Raw genomic sequence first — 17,797 nt, forward strand, 5'->3', positions numbered from 1 at the left:
TTCACCGCACTTTGCTATTATAGCCAGCCAAAGCACGAATGATTAACCTCAATGCGTCATTCACGATTTTGTGCGTAGCGTGCAACTTGTTGCACGAATGATTAACCTCAACGTGTAATTCATGATTTCATGCGTAGCGTGCAACTTGTTGCACGAATGATTAACCTCAACGTGTAATTCATGATTTCATGCGTAGCGTGCAACTTGTTGCACGAAATCGTGAATACCCGAAAGGGGTAAATAACGTTCCATGCGTGGTTTGGTCGTGCAACAAGTTGCACGCTACGATGCTAGATATGGAATGACAAGAAGGCGGTGATATTTCACCGCACTTTGTTGTTTTTAATGAAAATAACCAATTAAAATGGTGGCTACCAATGCGGCAAGGGCTAAGAAGAAAAAGTGCGGTCGGTTTTGAGATTGTTTTTTGCTGAAGAATTTTGCTGAAAAAATAATGTAGCCGCAAAGCAATACAACTTTAGCCATAATCCAGCTTTCTAAGCCGAAGTTGAATTGAAATAACATGATAATACCGCTGAGAATTAAGAGCGTATCTGTTAAGTGCGGTAGAATTCTCAAGAGTTTAACGGCACGCCAATTTCGCTGCGTGAGTTGCATTCCGCCTCGCACAATCAATAATCCCAAGCTTAAAAAAGCACAAATAATGTGCAAATAAACTAAGTAAATATCCATTTATCCCCCAATATTTAAGGCGGCAATAAAATACTGCTGCCTTAAAATGCTCTTATGTTGTTATTCTTCGGTATTTTCTACCGCGCTTTCTTGTTCGCCTTCTTCGTCATCGACATCGCAGACACGCTCCAAGCTCACAACATGCTCATTTTCGCTTGTGCGGATTAAGCGAACACCTTGCGTGTTACGTCCGACGATGCTGACCTCACTGACTCGGGTACGAACCAAGGTACCGGCATCGGTGATTAACATAATTTGGTCCGTATCAACCACTTGGGTTGCCGCAACGACTTTGCCATTACGTTCACTGACCTTAATGGAAATCACCCCTTTGGTATTACGGGATTTGGTCGGATATTCTTCTAACTTCGTCCGTTTGCCGTAGCCGTTCTGTGTTGCGGTGAGAATTTCGCCATCATTTTTCGGAATGACTAAAGAAACGACTTTATCGATGTTGAGATCTAAGGTTTCTTCTGTGTTGTCATCAGAAACATCTTCAATTTCAACCGCACTTTCATCGTCATTCAGATCATTGGTTAAGGCGAGTTTGATACCACGTACCCCTGTCGCCAAACGCCCCATGGCACGCACAGCGGATTCGCTGAAACGTACCACGCGACCTTGGGAAGAAAACAACATGATTTCATTGTTGCCGTCGGTAATATCTACGCCAATCAATTCATCTTCATCGCGTAAGTTCAGCGCAATGATACCGCTAGAACGTGGACGGCTGAATTCGGTTAACGCGATTTTCTTCACAATACCGCCGGCGGTTGCCATGACGACGAATTTATCTTCCTCGTAAGCGGTCACCGGTAAAATGGCGGTAATACGTTCATTTTCATTGAGCGGTAAAATATTGACGATTGGTCGTCCGCGTGATCCTCGGCTGGCTTGTGGAAGTTGGTATACTTTTAACCAATATAAGCGTCCACGGCTGGAGAAACAGAGAATGGTGTCATGGGTATTGGCCACCAAGAGTTTCTCAATGAAATCTTCTTCTTTCATTTTCGTTGCCGATTTACCTTTGCCACCGCGGCGTTGTGCTTCGTAATCGCTAATGGGTTGATATTTCACATAGCCTTCGTGAGAAAGCGTCACCACCACATCTTCTTGGGCGATTAAATCTTCTAAATTAATGTCACCGGAAGCGGCGGTAATTTCTGTTCTGCGCGGATCGTTAAATTGTTCGCGGATTTGTTCTAGCTCTTCACGAATCACTTCCATTAAGCGTTCAGGACTGCGTAGGATATAGAGCAATTCGCCGATGGCTTCCAATAATTTTTTGTATTCGTCTAGAATTTCGTCATGGCCTAAGTTGGTCAATTTTTGTAAACGTAAATCTAAAATGGCTTGGGCTTGGACTTCGGTCAAATAATATAAACCGTCACGGATACCATATTGTTCGTCTAAATCTTCCGGGCGAGCAGTATCGACACCGGTTGCTGCCAACATTTCTGCCACATGACCAAGTTGCCATGGACGGGCAAGCAATTCACGTTTGGCGCTTTCCGGATTTGGCGCTTGACGAATCAATTCGATAATAGGATCTACGTTTGCCAACGCAATGGCAAGACCTTCCAAAATATGGCTGCGTTCACGTGCTTTGCGTAATTCAAAGATGGTACGGCGGGTCACCACTTCACGGCGATGTAACACGAATGCTTCAATGAGTTGTTTTAAATTCAAGAGTTTCGGCTGACCGTGGTCTAATGCCACGATATTAATCCCGAAAGTCACCTGCATTTGCGTGAGGGCATACAAGTTGTTTAATACCACTTCACCGACGGCATCGCGCTTGATTTCAATGACGATACGCATACCGTCTTTATCTGATTCATCACGTAAACCGCTAATGCCTTCAATTTTTTTCTCTTTGACGAATTCCGCAATTTTTTCGATTAATTTGGCTTTGTTAACTTGATACGGAATTTCGTTAACGATGATGCTTTCACGGCCTTTTTCATCAGTTTCAATTTCCGCACGGGCGCGTACATAAATTTTACCACGACCGGTCTTATAGGCTTCTTCAATACCTTTACGACCATTAATCAATGCGGCTGTTGGGAAATCCGGGCCGGGAATATGACTCATCAATTCATCAATGGTGATGTCGTTATTTTCGATATAAGCCAAGCAACCGTCTAATACTTCGCCTAGGTTGTGTGGTGGAATATTGGTCGCCATCCCGACAGCAATCCCGGAGGAGCCGTTGACCAATAAGGCAGGAACTTTAGTCGGTAACACTTCAGGAATTTGTTCCGAACCATCATAGTTTGGCACAAAATTGACGGTTTCTTTATCGAGATCTGCCAATAATTCGTGGGCGATTTTGGTCATACGGGCTTCCGTATAACGCATCGCCGCCGGCGCATCGCCATCTACAGATCCGAAGTTACCTTGACCGTCCACTAACATATAACGCAAGGAGAAAGGTTGCGCCATACGCACCAAGGTATCATATACCGCGCTATCACCGTGTGGGTGGTATTTACCGATAACATCACCCACAATACGGGCAGATTTACGGTAAGGTTTATTGTAGGCATTGCCCCCTTCGTGCATAGCAAATAACACGCGGCGGTGTACCGGTTTTAAGCCGTCACGCACATCAGGCAAGGCACGTCCTACAATAACGGACATGGCGTAATCGAGGTATGAAGATTTCAGCTCTTCTTCAATACTGACCGGCGTAATATCTTGGACGAAATCAGACATTTAGAACTTCCTAATCATTAAATTTAATGTGAAAAAATTGGCGTGATTATAGCACGGAAAGGGCTTTCTTCTAAATTAAATCTTGTAATGAAGACAGAAAAGCGCCCCTCAGTGTATTTGAGTGGCGCTTGGCATAACACTATTGAGGGATGTGTTGTGCGATGGCTAAAAATTCCTCAAAAAACGTTGGGAACGTTTTTGCCGTACAGTCTGGATCCAATATGGTGATCGGCGTGTCGGATAACGCCACTAAGGCGAAACACATCGCCATGCGGTGATCGTTATAGGTTTCGATTTCTGCTGCCTTAAAATCCGTTAATTTTAACGGTTGAATACGAATAAAATCCTCGCTTTCCTCCACGTCAGCGCCTACTTTGCGTAGTTCGGTTGCCATGGCGGTTAAGCGATCCGTTTCTTTCACCCGCCAGTTGTAAATGTTACGAATCACGGTTTCCCCTTCGGCAAATAACGCAGTTGTGGCAATGGTCATGGCCGCGTCGGGAATATGGTTCATGTCCATATCTACACCGTGTAACGGAGCTTGTTCCGCTTCAATGAAATCCTCGCCCCAGGTGATTTTTGCCCCCATTTTTTCTAATACGTCGGCAAATAAACGGTCGCCTTGAATACTGTTTTTGCCGATGCCTGTGACTTTCACTTTGCCTTTAATGGCGCCAGCTGCCAAGAAATAGGACGCCGAGGAGGCATCGCCTTCTACCAAGAAAGTGCCTGGCGATAGATAAGATTGTTTGCCTTTCACGAGAAAGCGTTGATAGTTTTGATTTTCAACTTCCACACCGAAGATTTTCATCATATTAAGGGTGATGTCGATATAGGGTTTGGAAACTAATTCACCAATAATTTCAATTTCACTGTCGCCTTCTGCAAGGGGAGCTGCCATTAAAAGTGCGGTCAAAAATTGCGATGAAATGGAACCGTCGATTTTAATCGTGCCACCACGCAAACCGGTGTTACGAATGGCAATCGGCGGATAGCCTTCGTTTTCTAAATAACGAATGTCTGCGCCTGCCTGCAACAATGCATCTACTAAGTGCTGAATCGGGCGCTCTTTCATGCGCGGTTCGCCGGTTAAAATCACTTCATTTTGCGTAGAAGCCCCTTCACGCGCCAAACAAAGTGCCGCTGCCAACGGGCGCATGGCGGTGCCGGCATTGCCTAAAAATAATGCCAAACCGTCACGCCATTGAAAAGCTCCGCCTAAGCCTTGCACTTCGCAGACGGATTTATCGTCAGACAACGAATATTGCACGCCAAGGTGTTTTAAGGCGTTGAGCATGTGGCGGATGTCGTCGCTGTCCAGCAAATTAGTGACGTTGGTCGTCCCATGTGCCAACGCAGCCAATAATAAGGTGCGGTTGGACAGGCTTTTCGAGCCGGGTAGGTTGATCGTGCCTTCCACATGATGGATCGGGTTAAGGGTAATGGAAGTAGCGTGTTGCATAAGTTGTCCGTTATAAGCCTAAAATGTCGCTAAGTGCGGTTAAAAAACGCTGATTTTCTTCCGGCAAGCCGATGCTGATACGCAAATGGTTCGGCAATCCGTAACCGGCAAGTGGACGCACAATGACGCCTTTGCGTAACAGCGCTTGATAAATCGGTGCAGCAGGTTGCTGTAAATCCAACATCACGAAATTGCCTTTGGACGGCACATAACGCAAGCCTTTTTCATCAAAGAAGTTTTGCAATAATTGCAAGCCGATTCGATTATTTTCCGCCACTTTGGCGACAAATTCATCGTCTTGAATGGCGGCGGTGGCTGCGACAAGGGCAAGGCTGTTGCAGTTAAACGGCTGACGTACGCGATTTAACAAGCCCGCAATTTCTGTCGAGGAAACGGCATAACCGATGCGTAAACCGGCTAATCCATAGGCTTTGGAAAGGGTGCGGCACACGATCAGGTTCGGATATTTTGCCAACAAGCCGAAAGAATCCACGCGTTCGCTCGGCTCGGTAAATTCCACATAGGCTTCGTCCAGCGCCACGATCACTTGCGGTGGCACTTGGGCTAAAAAGTCGGCAATTTCCACCGCACTTGAGAAACTGCCCGTCGGGTTATTCGGGTTAGCGAGGTAAATTAATTTTGTTTTTGGCGTGATCGCGTTTAGAAAAGCCGCCAGATCGTTACCGTAATTTTTTGCTGGAATTTCTACCCGTTTGGCATTCAAGGCTTGACTAATTAATGGGTAAACAATGAAGCCGTATTGGGAATAAATCACTTCGTCCTGCTCGGAGGCAAAAGTGTGTGCAATGAGTTCGATTAAATCGTTAGAACCATTGCCAAGGGTGATTTGTTCAGGCTTTAAGCCGAATTTTTGGGCTACTGCTTGTTTGAAATAAAATCCGTTGGAATCAGGGTAAAGATGAAGATTGTCTAATTGTGCCTGAATCGCTTTTTTGGCGCTGGGCGGTAAACCGAACGGATTTTCGTTGGAAGCGAGTTTGATGATGTTTTTAATGCCTAATTCGCGTTCTAATTCTTCAATGGGCTTGCCGGCTTGGTAAGGTGAAAGCGCTTTTACGCCTGCATTGGCACGATCAAGATATTGCATAAGATGCTCCGAGTAAGAATGAAAGGAAAGAAAAGTGCGGTGGATTTTTATAATGAATGCCGACCGCACTTTTAAGAGGGCTATGCGTTTTCTTTGGCAAATTTTTGCATGAATTGAATCAATGCTTGTACGCCTTCAATCGGCATGGCGTTATAAATAGACGCGCGCATACCGCCTAACACTTTGTGTCCTTTTAATGCTTGTAACCCCGCTGCGGTGGCTTCGGTGACGAATTTTGCATTCAGTTCATCATTGCCCGTGGTGAAGGTGATATTCATTAAAGAGCGGTTGGCTTTTGCCACGTTATTTTGGTAGAAATCGCTACTGTCTAAATAATCGTACAACAATTTGGCTTTTGCCTGATTACGTTGTTCGATTTCCGGCAAACCACCGATAGACAATAAATGTTTGAACACTAAAGCACATAAATACCACGCGAACGTTGGTGGCGTATTGATCATGGAATCGCTGTTTTTCTGGGTTTCATAATTCCAAATGGACGGTGTGGCTTTGCGTGCTTTGCCAATTAAATCATCGCGCACGATAACAATGGTAATCCCTGCCGGGCCAAGGTTTTTTTGCGCGCCGGCGTAAATTAAGCCAAATTTGCTGATGTCTATTTTGCGGGAAAGAATGGTAGAGGAGAAGTCGCCCACTAATACGGCGTTGCCGACGTTCGGCACATCAAAAATTTCCACGCCACTAATGGTTTCGTTCGGACAGTAGTGAACGTAATCGTATTGTTCGGCGATGTCGCTAAAATCAAGTGATTTGACTTTGAGTTCATCGCCCGGTTCTAAAATGTTGATTTCATCAATTTCACAGAAAGAACGGGCTTCTTTGGCTGCGGTAGCAGACCAGTGACCGCTGTTTAAATACAACGCTTTGCCGTTTTCACGCAATAAGTTCATCGGAATCGCCGCAAATTGCCCGCGCGCGCCACCTTGCAGAAAAAGAACTTGGTAGTTATCAGGAATGTTATAGAGTTTGCGAAAATCCGCTTGGGATTGGGTGATTAATTCCATGAACAATTTGCCGCGGTGGCTCACTTCCATGACGGAGGTGCCTTGCCCCTGCCAATTTAATAATTCTTGTTGTGCTTGTTCTAAAACTGCTTTGGGCATCATTGCCGGACCGGCACTGAAATTAAATACGTTTGCCATGGGATTTCCTCTGATTTAGTGAAAAATTGGTTTCAGTTTTATCACCTCACCGTTTTCTAATCAATGATTTTTACGGAAATTTTTTGAATTTATCGAAAGGGAAAATAATCCCCTTTTAAAACAGGGAATTTTTTGACGAAATTTACAAAAAAGGCTACATTATCGCCAATTCATTTTTACTATAAAGGGAGCAAATCAATGGAAAACGTCAACAAGTCTTTTCAAGATGTTTTGGAGTATGTGCGTATGTATCGCTTAAAAAATAAACTATTGCGCGATATGGACGATAACAATCGTAAAATTCGCGATAACCAAAAACGTGTATTGCTATTAGATAATTTAAATCAATATATCCGTGATGATATGCGAATTGAAGATGTTCGCGCCATTATCGAAAATATGCGTGACGACTACGAAAACCGGGTGGATGACTATGTTATCCGTAATGCAGAATTGTCTAAACAACGTCGTGAAATTAGCAGTAAAATGAAAATGCAAGCCAAATCTGCGTGTGAATCGGCTAAAAAAGCATAGCCGTTAAGACTTAGTTCAAGAAGTTCAAGAAAATGGTGACTTAGTTCACCATTTATTTTTTTATTGGGATCATGTATGTCTTTTTTTTCTTATTTTTATCTCGAAAGCCAGATGCATTTTCAGGGATACCTGAAATATGTTGTCATCTTCATTGCGCTTTGCGCATTATTATTTGTCACCGTCTTATATTTACGTCATCAGTTAGAAACAAAATACCGCGATTTAAGCATCATTTTTTTACTTTTGATCATTTTCTTGTTTGGCGTGCAATATAGTCAATACGAGCAAAATCAAGTATATGCGAACGATACGTCACGCATGGTAACATTTTTAACTTCCGTGAAAGAATCACAACAGGTGGCGGCAGAAGAGATTCGGGTCAATAGCCGGAGCTTAAGTAATGGGATGATTTTGAATATTCGAGATAAATATTATGAGGTGCATTTCAATAATGATTTTACCGCCTACAATTTATTACCGATCCATTTGGTGAACCCAAATATTAACGTTATCGACAAGGAGGAGAATTAATGGAAGGTTATACCTTGTTAGGCATTAAGTTAGTCATGGGCATTATTGGTTTAGTGCTGCAAATCAACTTGATGGGAAAAGGCAATTTGGCGCCGACGTCCGCAATGGATCAAGTGCAAAATTATGTGTTAGGCGGTATTATCGGTGGTGTGATTTATAGTGATAGCATCGGCGTATTGCAATTTTCGTTAGTCTTGGTACTTTGGACGTTGCTTATTTTCACCTTGCGGTTTATTAAGAATCATAACCAATTTGTGAAGTCGATCATCGACGGTAAACCGGTTTGGGTGATTTTAAACGGCAAAGTGCAAACCGCAGAATGTATGCGTAATGGCATTTCCGCCCATGATCTAATGTTTAAGTTAAGAGCGGCCGGTGTGTACGAAATTGCCTCGGTAAAACGTGCTGTATTGGAGCAAAATGGTCAGCTTTCCATTATTCAATATGGCGATGAAAGTTTGCGTTATCCGCTTATTGTGGATGGGCAATTAGACTCCGATGTTTTAGACATCATCAACAAAGATGAAGAGTGGGTGAAAGCGCAGCTGGAAGAACAGAAACTGGAACTGAATAAAGTCTATATCGGTGAGTATCTAAACGGTAAGTTAATTACGCATTTGTATGAAAAGGCATAATAAAAATACCTCATAAAAAGACCGCACTTTATGCGTAAATGCTAAAGTGCGGTCTTTTTTTATTTATGGATTTAGTACGTAGCGTGCAACTTGTTGCACGAATGATTAACCCCGATGCGTAATTCACGATTTCGTACGTAGCGTGCATCTTGATGCACGAATGATTAATCTCGATGCCCAATTCATGTAGCGTGCATCTTGATGCACGACCAAACCACGCACGGAACGTTATTTACCCTTTTCGTGCATTCACGATTTCGTACGTAGCGTGCAACTTGTTGCACGCTACGATTTGCGGTCTTTTTTATTTATGGATTTAGGCCGACATCACGGAAATCGCTTTAATTTGCGCATAAACCAGTTGTCCCAGTTGTAACGCTAAATCATGGAACGACCATTTACTGATACTTGCCCAAAGATGTTTTCCGCCAATATCTAGTTTTAAATCCACTCGATTTTCCAGCTCTAAAATCTTAACAATCCGTCCATACAATGTGTTACGAATACTCGATTGTTCTACTTTATTCAAACTAATCGACACATCGGAACTATGAATGCAAATTCGCACATTGTCATTGATCTGCGCCTCAACTTGATTAATCCAAATATTCTGATCGCCAATCGAAAGTGCGGTCATTTTATAAGATGGATTATGCATAAAAACAGGCAAAGAAAGCACCGCACTTTGTTCGTTTTCTTGCTTCCAAGGAAGAAACAGCGGACTTTCCCAAATATTTTCTAACACATCATAAGCTTCCACTTTACCGTTAGTGAGCAACACTACCCGCTCAGCTAAACGCAGTAATTCATCAAGACTGTGAGTGACATATAAAATCGGAATGTTAATTTCTTTCGATAGCCGTTCCAGATAATTCATCAGCTCACGTTTGCGTGGTAAGTCCAAGGCAGAAAGGGGTTCATCCATTAATAAAATTTCCGGATCCGTCAATAACGCCCGACCGATGGCAACCCGTTGTTTTTCACCACCGGATAAGGTTATCGGATAGCGTTTTAACAAATGCCCAATACCGAGCAACTCAACAATATAGTTAAATTCATCTTTACTGGTATTTTTCATGCCATAACGCAAATTGCCATTCACCGTATAATGAGGAAATAAACGGGCATCCTGAAAAACATAGCCAATATTGCGCTGATTGATCGGCACACAAACATTTTCTACCGAATTGAACAATTCACGATCATTTAACGAAATCACGCCTTCATCCGGATTAATCAACCCGCTGACAAGATTAATAAGGGAAGACTTCCCCGAGCCGGACAAACCAAAAAGTGCGGTGACGCCTTGCGATGGAATATCTAAATGCGCTTCTAGGGGTAAAGTACCTAACTGTTTTTTTACATCAATGTGCAGCATCGCTTTGTCCTAATCTTTTTTGCATACGTTTTGCCAACCATTCCGATAACAATAAAGAAATCAGCGATAAAATCACAGCAAAGACACATAATCTGGCCGCTTGTTCTTCTGCCCCCGGTGTTTGAATAAAGGAATACATGGCCAAGGGAATGGTTTGGGTTTCGCCGGCAATATTGGACACAAAGGTGATGGTGGCGCCGAATTCCCCTAAAGAGCGGGCAAAACCGAGTACAATTCCCGCGAGAATACCCGGTAAAGATAACGGTAAGGTAATCGTTAAAAATACCCGCCATGCAGAAGCCCCCAGTGTTCTGGCGGCCTGTTCCAATTTTAAATCAATACTTTCAAGGGAAAGGCGAATGGCACGCACGACCAAAGGGAATGCCACCACCGCAGAAGCTAATACAGCCCCTTTCCAACTAAATCCAAAGGTCAATCCAAACCATTGATATAAATACTTGCCGATAAAACCATTGCGTCCCATGGCAACCAATAAAAGATAACCAATGACAACCGGCGGCAACACCAAAGGCAAGTGAATAATCCCACCCACAATGGATTTGCCATAAAAATCTTTTCGTGCCAAAAGCCATGCCACCCAAACGGCAACAGGCAAACTCCATACCATAGCACTGACCGAAACCTCTAAACTCAAACGAATGGCATCGATTTCTAATGGACTCAAGCCTAATAACACTAGAAACTCTGTAAACAAAATTCAATTCCCTATATAAACAAAGCGTAGCATCATGGCTACGCTTAATGAGTCAAAGTCGGTTTGCTTATTTTACAGAGAAACCATAATCAGCAAATACTTTTTTCGCTTCAGGCGATTCTAAGTATTTCAAGAATGCTTGCGTTTCCGCATTGTTGTGATCTTTTAAAATCGCAACCGGATAATCTGCCGGTTTGTAAGAATCTTGTGGGAACACGCCAATCGCTTTCACTTCTTTGCTCACTTTCGCATCGGTCGCATACACGATACCTAAAGGAGATTCACCACGTTCAACTAAGGCTAATGCCGCACGCACGTCTTTGGCACGAGCTAATTTGTCTTTGACTTGATCCCATAAGTTTAGTTTGGTTAACGCTTCTTCTGCATATTGACCTGCAGGCACGTGTGCCGGGTCACCTACAGACAAATAAGCATCTTTTAATTGGTTGATCCATTCGCCTTTTGCGATATCAACGTTTTGTAATTTGCTGTCTTTTTGTGAGATTAAAACCAGTTCATTACCCACTAATAATTTTTCGGTTTCTTTAACGGTTAACCCTTTTTCTGAAAGGTATTTCATCCATTTTGTGCTGGCTGAAATAAATAAATCGGCAGGCGCACCTTCTTCAATTTGTTTTGCTAAAGTTGAAGAAGACGCAAAAGAAAATACCACTTCTTCTTTCGGATTCACTTTTTTGTAATCTTCTGCCACTTGTTTTAATGAATCGGTCATTGAAGCAGCAGCAAACACAGTCACTTTCGCCTGTGCAGAAAGAGAGAATGCCAAACAAGCTGCCGCTAAACCGGCAGCGATTTTTGAATATTTAAACATAGTAAAAACTCCGTTTTGGTTAGTTAATAAGTTATATATAGCGCAAATTATACAACGAAAATAGAGAAATAAAAGGCGTATAACCCATTATTTAAAAAACAAAATACATCCTAACCTTTCGGAGGTAGGGTTAAACATTCTTATTCTTTTAGAAATATAGTATGATGTGCCGCATACAATCGTCAGCGCAATTTTGAGGAACACGATGAACGGAACAGAAATTTTACTCACTATCAAACTGAAAGAGACCCTTTTCGCCGATCCTAAACGCATCCGTTTATTACAAGAAATTGAAAAATGCGGTTCTATCAATCAAGCGGCTAAAAATGCCAATGTCAGTTATAAAAGTGCTTGGGATCACCTTGAAGCCATGAACCAAATTAGCCCAAAACCGTTGTTAGAACGCAATATTGGTGGGCGAAATGGTGGCGGAACAGCATTAACCGTTTATGCACAACGTTTATTGAAACTCTATGATTTGCTAGAACAAACCCAAGAAAAAGCCTTTGATATTTTGCATGATGAAAAAGTGCCGCTAAACAGTTTGCTCTCTGCCATGGCACGTTTTTCCTTACAAACCAGTGCCAGAAACCAATTTTTCGGCAAAGTACAAGCATTAAGATTTGAAGATATTCACTGTTTTGTTGACATTCTTTTAGAAGATTTTGACAAACCGCTGACTGTCTCTATCACTGAAAAAAGTGCGGTGCGTTTAAAACTTGAATCTGACAAAGAAGTCATGGTGATGTTTAAAGCACCATGGGTCAAAATTACCGCCAATCCGCAAGAGAATTTGCCAAATCAATTTAAAGCCAAGGTCACCTCCATTATTGACAAAGGTGAAGCCGGTGAAGCGATTTTAGTGTTAGAAAGCTCGAACATCGAGTTCTGTGCAACGCTCACAAAAGATCAACATGTGGAAATCAATCAGTCCGTTTGGGCTTCTGTTGATCCGGAACAGGTGATTATTGCGACGCTTTATTAAGGCTGAGATGTAGCAAGTCATCTACTATTCAAAAATTAAACAGGATAAACCTTAAGTTCAATCTAAAATAGTTGTCCTATTCCATTTCACTTGCCCGGTTATTCAGATACAGTTCAAAGTGCGGTTAGATTAAAAAACATTTTGAAAACTGACAGCACTTTCACACTTGAAATTACAAGAATTAGCCAGTGATTTTGATCGTTCTAGTAATGACAAATTGACTACTATTAGTTCCGATTTACTCAAGTTACTCGAGAAAATAGCTTGCTTCGTTATGTGCTGATTTTAGACTTTGGCAAAATCTAAAGTTTTCTATATAAAATGCAGTTGTTTTTTCAAAGCCTAAGAAACAAAGCATCACGATGTGACCAACATCAATTATCCTCCCAACTGCTCAGCAACGTTTCGAAAACTCATCAAAGCCGCTTCGATATTTTCAATGATTTCATCGGCTAGAATATCAGGGGCGGGCAGATTGTCCAAGTCGGTTAAAGAATGGTCTTTCAGCCAGAAAATATCCAAGCTGGTTTTTTCGCGCTGATTGATTTCATCGATACTAAATTTACGCCAGCGTCCGTTGGGATTGTTTTCGGCATGATAGGTTTCTGCGCGTTTTGAACGGTCTTCGGGGCAATAGCAGGTAATGAAATCCTGCAAATCCGCCAACTGCATCGGTTTTTTCTTCAGCGTGTGGTGTACATTGGTGCGATAGTCATACACCCAAACTTCTTGGGTAACGGCTTTTTCCTGCGCAGGACGGTTATCAAAGAACAACACATTTGCTTTCACGCCTTGGGCGTAGAAAATCCCCGTTGGCAGACGCAAAATTGTGTGCAAATCGGTCATCTGCAATAGTTTCTTACGCACGGTTTCGCCAGCGCCGCCTTCAAACAGCACATTATCAGGCACAACCACGGCCGCCCGTCCGTTGTTTTTGAGCATCGTGTAAATATGCTGCAAGAAGTTGACTTGTTTGTTGGAAGTGGTTGCCCAAAAGTCTTGGCGGTTATAGACAAAATCTTCGGTTTCGGCTTCGCCCTCGGCATTGGTAATGGTCATGCTGCTTTTTTTGCCGAACGGCGGATTGGCTAAAACCAAGTCCACTTTGCGTGCGCTTGGTGCAACCAAGGAGTCATCGGAACTAATCGGGCTTTCGCCGTCCATTTCGCCAATGCCGTGTAAAAACAGGTTCATCAAACACAAACGGCGGGTATTGGCGACGATTTCATTGCCGAAAAACGTCCCTTTTTTTAACCGCTCTTTTTGGTCGGTGTTTAGATTGGCGTGTTTTTCCAAATAACTGTATGCCGCCAATAAAAAGCCGCCGGTGCCTGCTGCCGGGTCGGCAATCAGGGTATCCGGCTGCGGGCGGACACATTCGACAATTGCTTGAATCAAAGCGCGCGGCGTAAAGTATTGCCCCGCGCCTGATTTGGTATCTTCGGCATTTTTTTCCAAAATGCCTTCGTAAATATCGCCTTTTACATCCACGCCCAAGCGCGTCCATTTGGTTTCATCAATCATCGCCACCAAACGGGATAATTTGGCAGGGTCTTGGATTTTATTTTGCGCCTTGGCAAAGATTTGCCCAAGCAAGCCTTTACGCATACTTAAATCGCGCAACAAAGCGAGATAATAACTTTCCAATTCCGCGCCTGTGCGGTCGGTCAGACTTTTCCAGTTGTATTCTTCCGGAATGCCGACATCACGATTGTAGGGCGGCTGGCTGTATTCAAACGCCATCTTCAAGAAAATCAGATAGGTAATCTGCTCCAAATAGTCGCCGTAGCTTACGCCGTCATCGCGCAGCATATGGCAGAAACTCCAAACCTTTTGGACGATGGCATTTGAAGTGTGGTTTTGCGTTGTGGTCATGAGTTACTCTTAAATTTTAAAACTCTGCGGTTAAGCAACGGTTAAACAAATTTCATTTTTTAACCTATTGATTATATTGAATATAAATCTATTTTAGTCAAAAAAAAAACTCCAGATAAAGAAACGGTTAAACAAATTAGCTCCACACAGGAATATATTTTTTCGCTTTAGAACCGGCTTCTTCATCAAAAATCTTGATAAACCCCTTTTCTTGTGCTTCTTTGATAATTTTGCTAATCATCGCACTACTTACGGCATTACCAAAGCGTTCCCTCAAACTGGCATTACTCATTTGTTCACGATTGGCATATTTAAATACACAGTGCCAGTAACAAGCACGCAGGCGTTCTTCCTTTGTAATATCCGAGAAAGGGCGATAGGTGAATAATGTCGCTTTTGTATAATTTCCCAAATCTTCAAAAAGCGGTGCAGGCATCTGATTGAGTTCGATTTGCAAAATGACTTTATCAATACCTGTGCCACGCTCTTCACAAATATCGAGTCTACGCATCAGTGCTGCCAAATGCTCATTGCGACTACATGGCGGCTTATCCATAAAGCGTTCGACTTCGATTAAGGGTGAACCTGTATTGGTGATTTCCAACCGATGAGAAAAAATTTCGATCATAGGTGAAGTGCCGGAGATATTGAAATCCTGATGAATCAGAGCATTAGCTACCAATTCACGTAATGCGATTTCAGGATAAGCATTCATCTCTTTGCGAAAGGTCAAACCGATTTCTTCGTAAGAAGGCAGTAATGCTTTAACACTTTGCATAATCTGTTCAAAATCAACTGCATATCCTGCCAAACTATTAATTTCTTTTTCGGTAGTAAATTTATTATTACCTTGGTAACGAATAATCCTCATCGCTTTTTTCGCCAAATGGTCAAAATCAGAAAGGCGTTTAGCAAATAAAATCGCCCCCAGATTGGTAATATCCCAAACACCGGCATTCTCGACAATCAATTTATCATCTTGCAATTTCGCCAAAATTCCCTGTTGCGTATCGGATAAGGGCTGTTTGGTCATATCAAAATATTTTACAAAATCGAGCAATTGAAGAACTTTTTCTCCACTAACGGATTTGAGTGCAATCTGCTTTTCAAAGGGAACTCGGTCTAAAACCCGCCACAATTCCCGCTCTTTTTCTGAAAAATCGCGTAGTTTTTTGGTATAAGAACCGATACGGATATATTCCGTTCCGTCAAACCTTACCGGTTTATGCATGGCGGCTTGAATTTCCAAAATCACCATTTCAAAATCTTGATATTCAAATTCCCAAAAATGGAAATCAATTTTCGGCTCAAGTTTTTGCAGCAACCAACTTTCCAGCTCTTGCTGTTTATGTTTCGTTGCAGAAGGTTTGAAATCTGTCCCTACGATTTCATGATTGACATCTTCCACACCCCAAACCATATAAGCAGACACTTTACCCAGTAACGCGGCACTATTGGAAAGTGCGGAAATATCCTCCCCAATCATCTTCGGGTCTTTATTATTGGTTTTAAACTCAACCCATTCATTTTCTTTGGGTAACTTAATCAGTTCATCAGCTAAATACTGTAATTGGTGTATCTCTTTATGGTTCATTTACGTTCTCTTTAATGTGGTAGGCTACCTGTCGGTTAAGCAATGGTTAAACAAATGAAAATATTTAACACATTGAATTATATAAATAATTTATTTAATACACAGCCAAAAATAAGCCCGTAGTTAAGCAACGGTTAAACAAATTGTTATTCCCTCAATTCCCCCGAAAACGCAGCTTTCAGTACCGCCTGTTTGAGCAGCTCGGCTTGTTTGAGTTGTTTGGCAAGTTCGGCGGCGAGTTGGTCGCAGGCAGTGAGTTTGCTTTCTAAAATGGCAACGATTTGGGTTTGTTCGGCTAGAGAGCAAACTGGAATCGGCAAATTTCTGCAAATTTCCAAAGTTAAATTATGTTGTCCAGCAGTTGTTTTAGCTTGAGATGACATGAGTTTTATAGTCTTTTCTGCTAATAAATAATTTGCCAAAAATTTAGAATGAACAAATATTGAACGATAAATAACTATTGCTTGGTTTATATTCCATTCAGGATAATCATCTGGAACTAAAGAAACCTTACCTAGCGGAGGACCAACAATGTTCATTAAGATATCATTTGGATAGACTTTTGAACGATTTAGGAAATTATTATGTGTTTCTTTTGAAACAAAAGTAGGTTCTATTGTGAAATCCAGCTTCCCATTTTTAGTTAAATTATAAACTTTTAAAAAAGGAACCTCGCCACTTTTCATAAATAGTTCATTCTTAGGAGGAGTTGTACCTTTGGTAATAAAATCACAAATAGATTCTGCTTCTGTTAATAGCCAATTTTCAGGCAATTCACTATCTTTAGAGAGTATATTTACTCTCGATAATGAGCTAGGTTTACTCGGTTTTTTCCCTTCTTTTCCATTCTGTTCCCATTGGCTGACGGCTGTTTGCCAGTCAGCAAGCTGTTGGGCGTGGTGTTGTTCGCGGATCGTCTGAATTTGGGTGAGCAGTTCGTTTTCAGACGGCAAGGTGTCTGCGTGCTTGCTACGCCATTCTTTGGTGAGTTCGCCGTTAAAGGCGTTTTTGAGCAGGGATTGGCGGTATTGTTGGATTTGCTGCGCTGCGGTTTTCAGACGACCTATGCCTTCGTCGATTTCGCCAAACAGGCTTTCGATTTTATTGACGATGGCTTGTTGGGTTTCTTTGCTGGTTGGGTAAACAATCGGTAATTTTTTTAATGTAGGGCTAGAAACTTGTTGAAACGTTGTACCAGTGCTATTTTTTAAAAGATATGCCTCACTATTCATTAAAGAATACCAAATAAATTTAGCTTCAACGTTTGCATTAACTTCAATTCCTGCAACACCGCGTCCCAAACAATAAACCTTATCGCTTAAATTCAAGCGTCCAATTGTTGCTCGAATGCAGATAATAATGTCATTGGTCTTGCTTAATTTAGTAGCTTCGTTGGTATATTGTTTAGGAGATGGATATATATTGCCCAAATCACTTGCACCGCCAATTAGCAGATAACCTTCTTTTTCTTTGTTGTAAGATTTTCCGTTTGGAGATTGCCCCATTTTTACAATAGAAATCTCCCCCAAAGTCGTTTTTTCCCACCCTTCAGGCAATTGCTGTTCTGCGGTCAT

The 17,797-nt window shown here is 42.1% G+C and carries 15 protein-coding genes; 4 read left to right on the top strand and 11 right to left on the bottom strand.

Going from position 1 to position 17,797, the window contains the following annotated elements; genetic code table 11:
- Positions 1-342 precede the first annotated feature (342 nt).
- The 5 genes from HMPREF9065_RS01150 to serC all read right to left on the bottom strand — a co-directional run bounded on the left by HMPREF9065_RS01150 (position 343) and on the right by serC (position 7,144).
- Positions 343-693, bottom strand: coding sequence for a SirB2 family protein (locus HMPREF9065_RS01150; RefSeq protein WP_021616911.1), 351 nt, complete (start codon positions 691-693; stop codon positions 343-345).
- A gap of 60 nt (positions 694-753) precedes the next feature.
- Positions 754-3,411 carry a DNA topoisomerase (ATP-hydrolyzing) subunit A gene (gyrA, locus tag HMPREF9065_RS01145; protein ID WP_021616912.1) on the bottom strand — a complete coding sequence of 886 codons (2,658 nt, stop codon included), beginning with the start codon at positions 3,409-3,411 and terminating at the stop codon, positions 754-756.
- Between the two features lie 139 nt (positions 3,412-3,550).
- Positions 3,551-4,873, bottom strand: a complete 1,323-nt coding sequence (gene aroA / locus HMPREF9065_RS01140) for a 3-phosphoshikimate 1-carboxyvinyltransferase (RefSeq protein ID WP_021616913.1) — start codon at positions 4,871-4,873, stop codon at positions 3,551-3,553.
- A 10-nt stretch (positions 4,874-4,883) separates the two neighbouring features.
- Entirely contained in the window at positions 4,884-5,981 is a 1,098-nt protein-coding gene (hisC, locus tag HMPREF9065_RS01135; protein WP_021616914.1) for a histidinol-phosphate transaminase, read from the bottom strand.
- Positions 5,982-6,061: 80 nt separating this feature from the next.
- A complete protein-coding gene (gene serC, locus HMPREF9065_RS01130) occupies positions 6,062-7,144 on the bottom strand; it encodes a 3-phosphoserine/phosphohydroxythreonine transaminase (RefSeq protein WP_021616915.1) in 1,083 nt (360 codons plus the stop codon).
- Between the two features lie 198 nt (positions 7,145-7,342).
- Between serC and HMPREF9065_RS01125 the strand changes: the two genes are divergently transcribed.
- From HMPREF9065_RS01125 to HMPREF9065_RS01115, 3 genes are all read left to right on the top strand, one after another.
- Positions 7,343-7,678, top strand: a complete 336-nt coding sequence (locus HMPREF9065_RS01125) for a DUF496 family protein (protein ID WP_021616916.1) — start codon at positions 7,343-7,345, stop codon at positions 7,676-7,678.
- A gap of 75 nt (positions 7,679-7,753) precedes the next feature.
- Positions 7,754-8,209 carry a DUF3290 domain-containing protein gene (locus HMPREF9065_RS01120; protein WP_021616917.1) on the top strand — a complete coding sequence of 152 codons (456 nt, stop codon included), beginning with the start codon at positions 7,754-7,756 and terminating at the stop codon, positions 8,207-8,209.
- Positions 8,209-8,844: a DUF421 domain-containing protein gene (locus HMPREF9065_RS01115; RefSeq protein ID WP_021616918.1), complete on the top strand. Its 636-nt coding sequence runs from the start codon at positions 8,209-8,211 to the stop codon at positions 8,842-8,844. The genes HMPREF9065_RS01120 and HMPREF9065_RS01115 overlap by 1 nt, the downstream gene beginning before the upstream one ends.
- Positions 8,845-9,160: 316 nt before the next feature.
- Here the strand turns inward: HMPREF9065_RS01115 and modC are convergent, their stop codons facing one another.
- The 3 genes from modC to modA all read right to left on the bottom strand — a co-directional run bounded on the left by modC (position 9,161) and on the right by modA (position 11,769).
- A complete protein-coding gene (gene modC / locus HMPREF9065_RS01110) occupies positions 9,161-10,222 on the bottom strand; it encodes a molybdenum ABC transporter ATP-binding protein ModC (RefSeq protein ID WP_021616921.1) in 1,062 nt (353 codons plus the stop codon).
- Entirely contained in the window at positions 10,209-10,937 is a 729-nt protein-coding gene (gene modB / locus HMPREF9065_RS01105) for a molybdate ABC transporter permease subunit (RefSeq protein WP_033002757.1), read from the bottom strand. The genes modC and modB overlap by 14 nt, the downstream gene beginning before the upstream one ends.
- Positions 10,938-11,004: 67 nt before the next feature.
- The gene (gene modA / locus HMPREF9065_RS01100; protein ID WP_021616923.1) at positions 11,005-11,769 is read right to left on the bottom strand and encodes a molybdate ABC transporter substrate-binding protein; all 765 of its coding nucleotides are present in this window, start codon (positions 11,767-11,769) and stop codon (positions 11,005-11,007) included.
- Positions 11,770-11,974: 205 nt separating this feature from the next.
- On the opposite strand from modA, the gene HMPREF9065_RS01095 reads away from it, so the two are divergent.
- The gene (locus HMPREF9065_RS01095) at positions 11,975-12,754 is read left to right on the top strand and encodes a TOBE domain-containing protein (protein ID WP_021616924.1); all 780 of its coding nucleotides are present in this window, start codon (positions 11,975-11,977) and stop codon (positions 12,752-12,754) included.
- 378 nt (positions 12,755-13,132) lie between these two features.
- Here HMPREF9065_RS01095 and HMPREF9065_RS01090 read toward each other — a convergent pair whose 3' ends face one another.
- The 3 genes from HMPREF9065_RS01090 to HMPREF9065_RS01080 form a co-directional block, all read right to left on the bottom strand.
- Positions 13,133-14,629 (bottom strand): class I SAM-dependent DNA methyltransferase, encoded by a 1,497-nt coding sequence (locus tag HMPREF9065_RS01090; RefSeq protein ID WP_021616925.1) that lies wholly within the window; start codon positions 14,627-14,629, stop codon positions 13,133-13,135.
- Between the two features lie 136 nt (positions 14,630-14,765).
- On the bottom strand, positions 14,766-16,223 hold the full coding sequence (locus HMPREF9065_RS01085; protein WP_021616926.1) for an ATP-binding protein: 1,458 nt from the start codon (positions 16,221-16,223) through the stop codon (positions 14,766-14,768).
- Positions 16,224-16,369: 146 nt separating this feature from the next.
- Positions 16,370-17,797, bottom strand: coding sequence for a restriction endonuclease subunit S (locus HMPREF9065_RS01080; RefSeq protein WP_033002758.1), 1,428 nt, complete (start codon positions 17,795-17,797; stop codon positions 16,370-16,372).

The sequence above is a fragment of the Aggregatibacter sp. oral taxon 458 str. W10330 genome (assembly GCF_000466335.1).
In the GTDB taxonomy this organism is placed as follows: Bacteria; Pseudomonadota; Gammaproteobacteria; order Enterobacterales; family Pasteurellaceae; genus Aggregatibacter.

Bases quoted from the DNA above. Each gene is read 5' to 3' on its own strand.
- HMPREF9065_RS01150 (WP_021616911.1), bottom strand. From the start codon at position 693: ATGGATATTTACTTAGTTTATTTGCACATTATTTGTGCTTTTTTAAGC.
- gyrA (WP_021616912.1), bottom strand. From the start codon at position 3,411: ATGTCTGATTTCGTCCAAGATATTACGCCGGTCAGTATTGAAGAAGAG.
- aroA (WP_021616913.1), bottom strand. From the start codon at position 4,873: ATGCAACACGCTACTTCCATTACCCTTAACCCGATCCATCATGTGGAA.
- hisC (WP_021616914.1), bottom strand. From the start codon at position 5,981: ATGCAATATCTTGATCGTGCCAATGCAGGCGTAAAAGCGCTTTCACCT.
- serC (WP_021616915.1), bottom strand. From the start codon at position 7,144: ATGGCAAACGTATTTAATTTCAGTGCCGGTCCGGCAATGATGCCCAAA.
- HMPREF9065_RS01125 (WP_021616916.1), top strand. From the start codon at position 7,343: ATGGAAAACGTCAACAAGTCTTTTCAAGATGTTTTGGAGTATGTGCGT.
- HMPREF9065_RS01120 (WP_021616917.1), top strand. From the start codon at position 7,754: ATGTCTTTTTTTTCTTATTTTTATCTCGAAAGCCAGATGCATTTTCAG.
- HMPREF9065_RS01115 (WP_021616918.1), top strand. From the start codon at position 8,209: ATGGAAGGTTATACCTTGTTAGGCATTAAGTTAGTCATGGGCATTATT.
- modC (WP_021616921.1), bottom strand. From the start codon at position 10,222: ATGCTGCACATTGATGTAAAAAAACAGTTAGGTACTTTACCCCTAGAA.
- modA (WP_021616923.1), bottom strand. From the start codon at position 11,769: ATGTTTAAATATTCAAAAATCGCTGCCGGTTTAGCGGCAGCTTGTTTG.
- HMPREF9065_RS01095 (WP_021616924.1), top strand. From the start codon at position 11,975: ATGAACGGAACAGAAATTTTACTCACTATCAAACTGAAAGAGACCCTT.
- HMPREF9065_RS01090 (WP_021616925.1), bottom strand. From the start codon at position 14,629: ATGACCACAACGCAAAACCACACTTCAAATGCCATCGTCCAAAAGGTT.
- HMPREF9065_RS01085 (WP_021616926.1), bottom strand. From the start codon at position 16,223: ATGAACCATAAAGAGATACACCAATTACAGTATTTAGCTGATGAACTG.
- HMPREF9065_RS01080 (WP_033002758.1), bottom strand. From the start codon at position 17,797: ATGACCGCAGAACAGCAATTGCCTGAAGGGTGGGAAAAAACGACTTTG.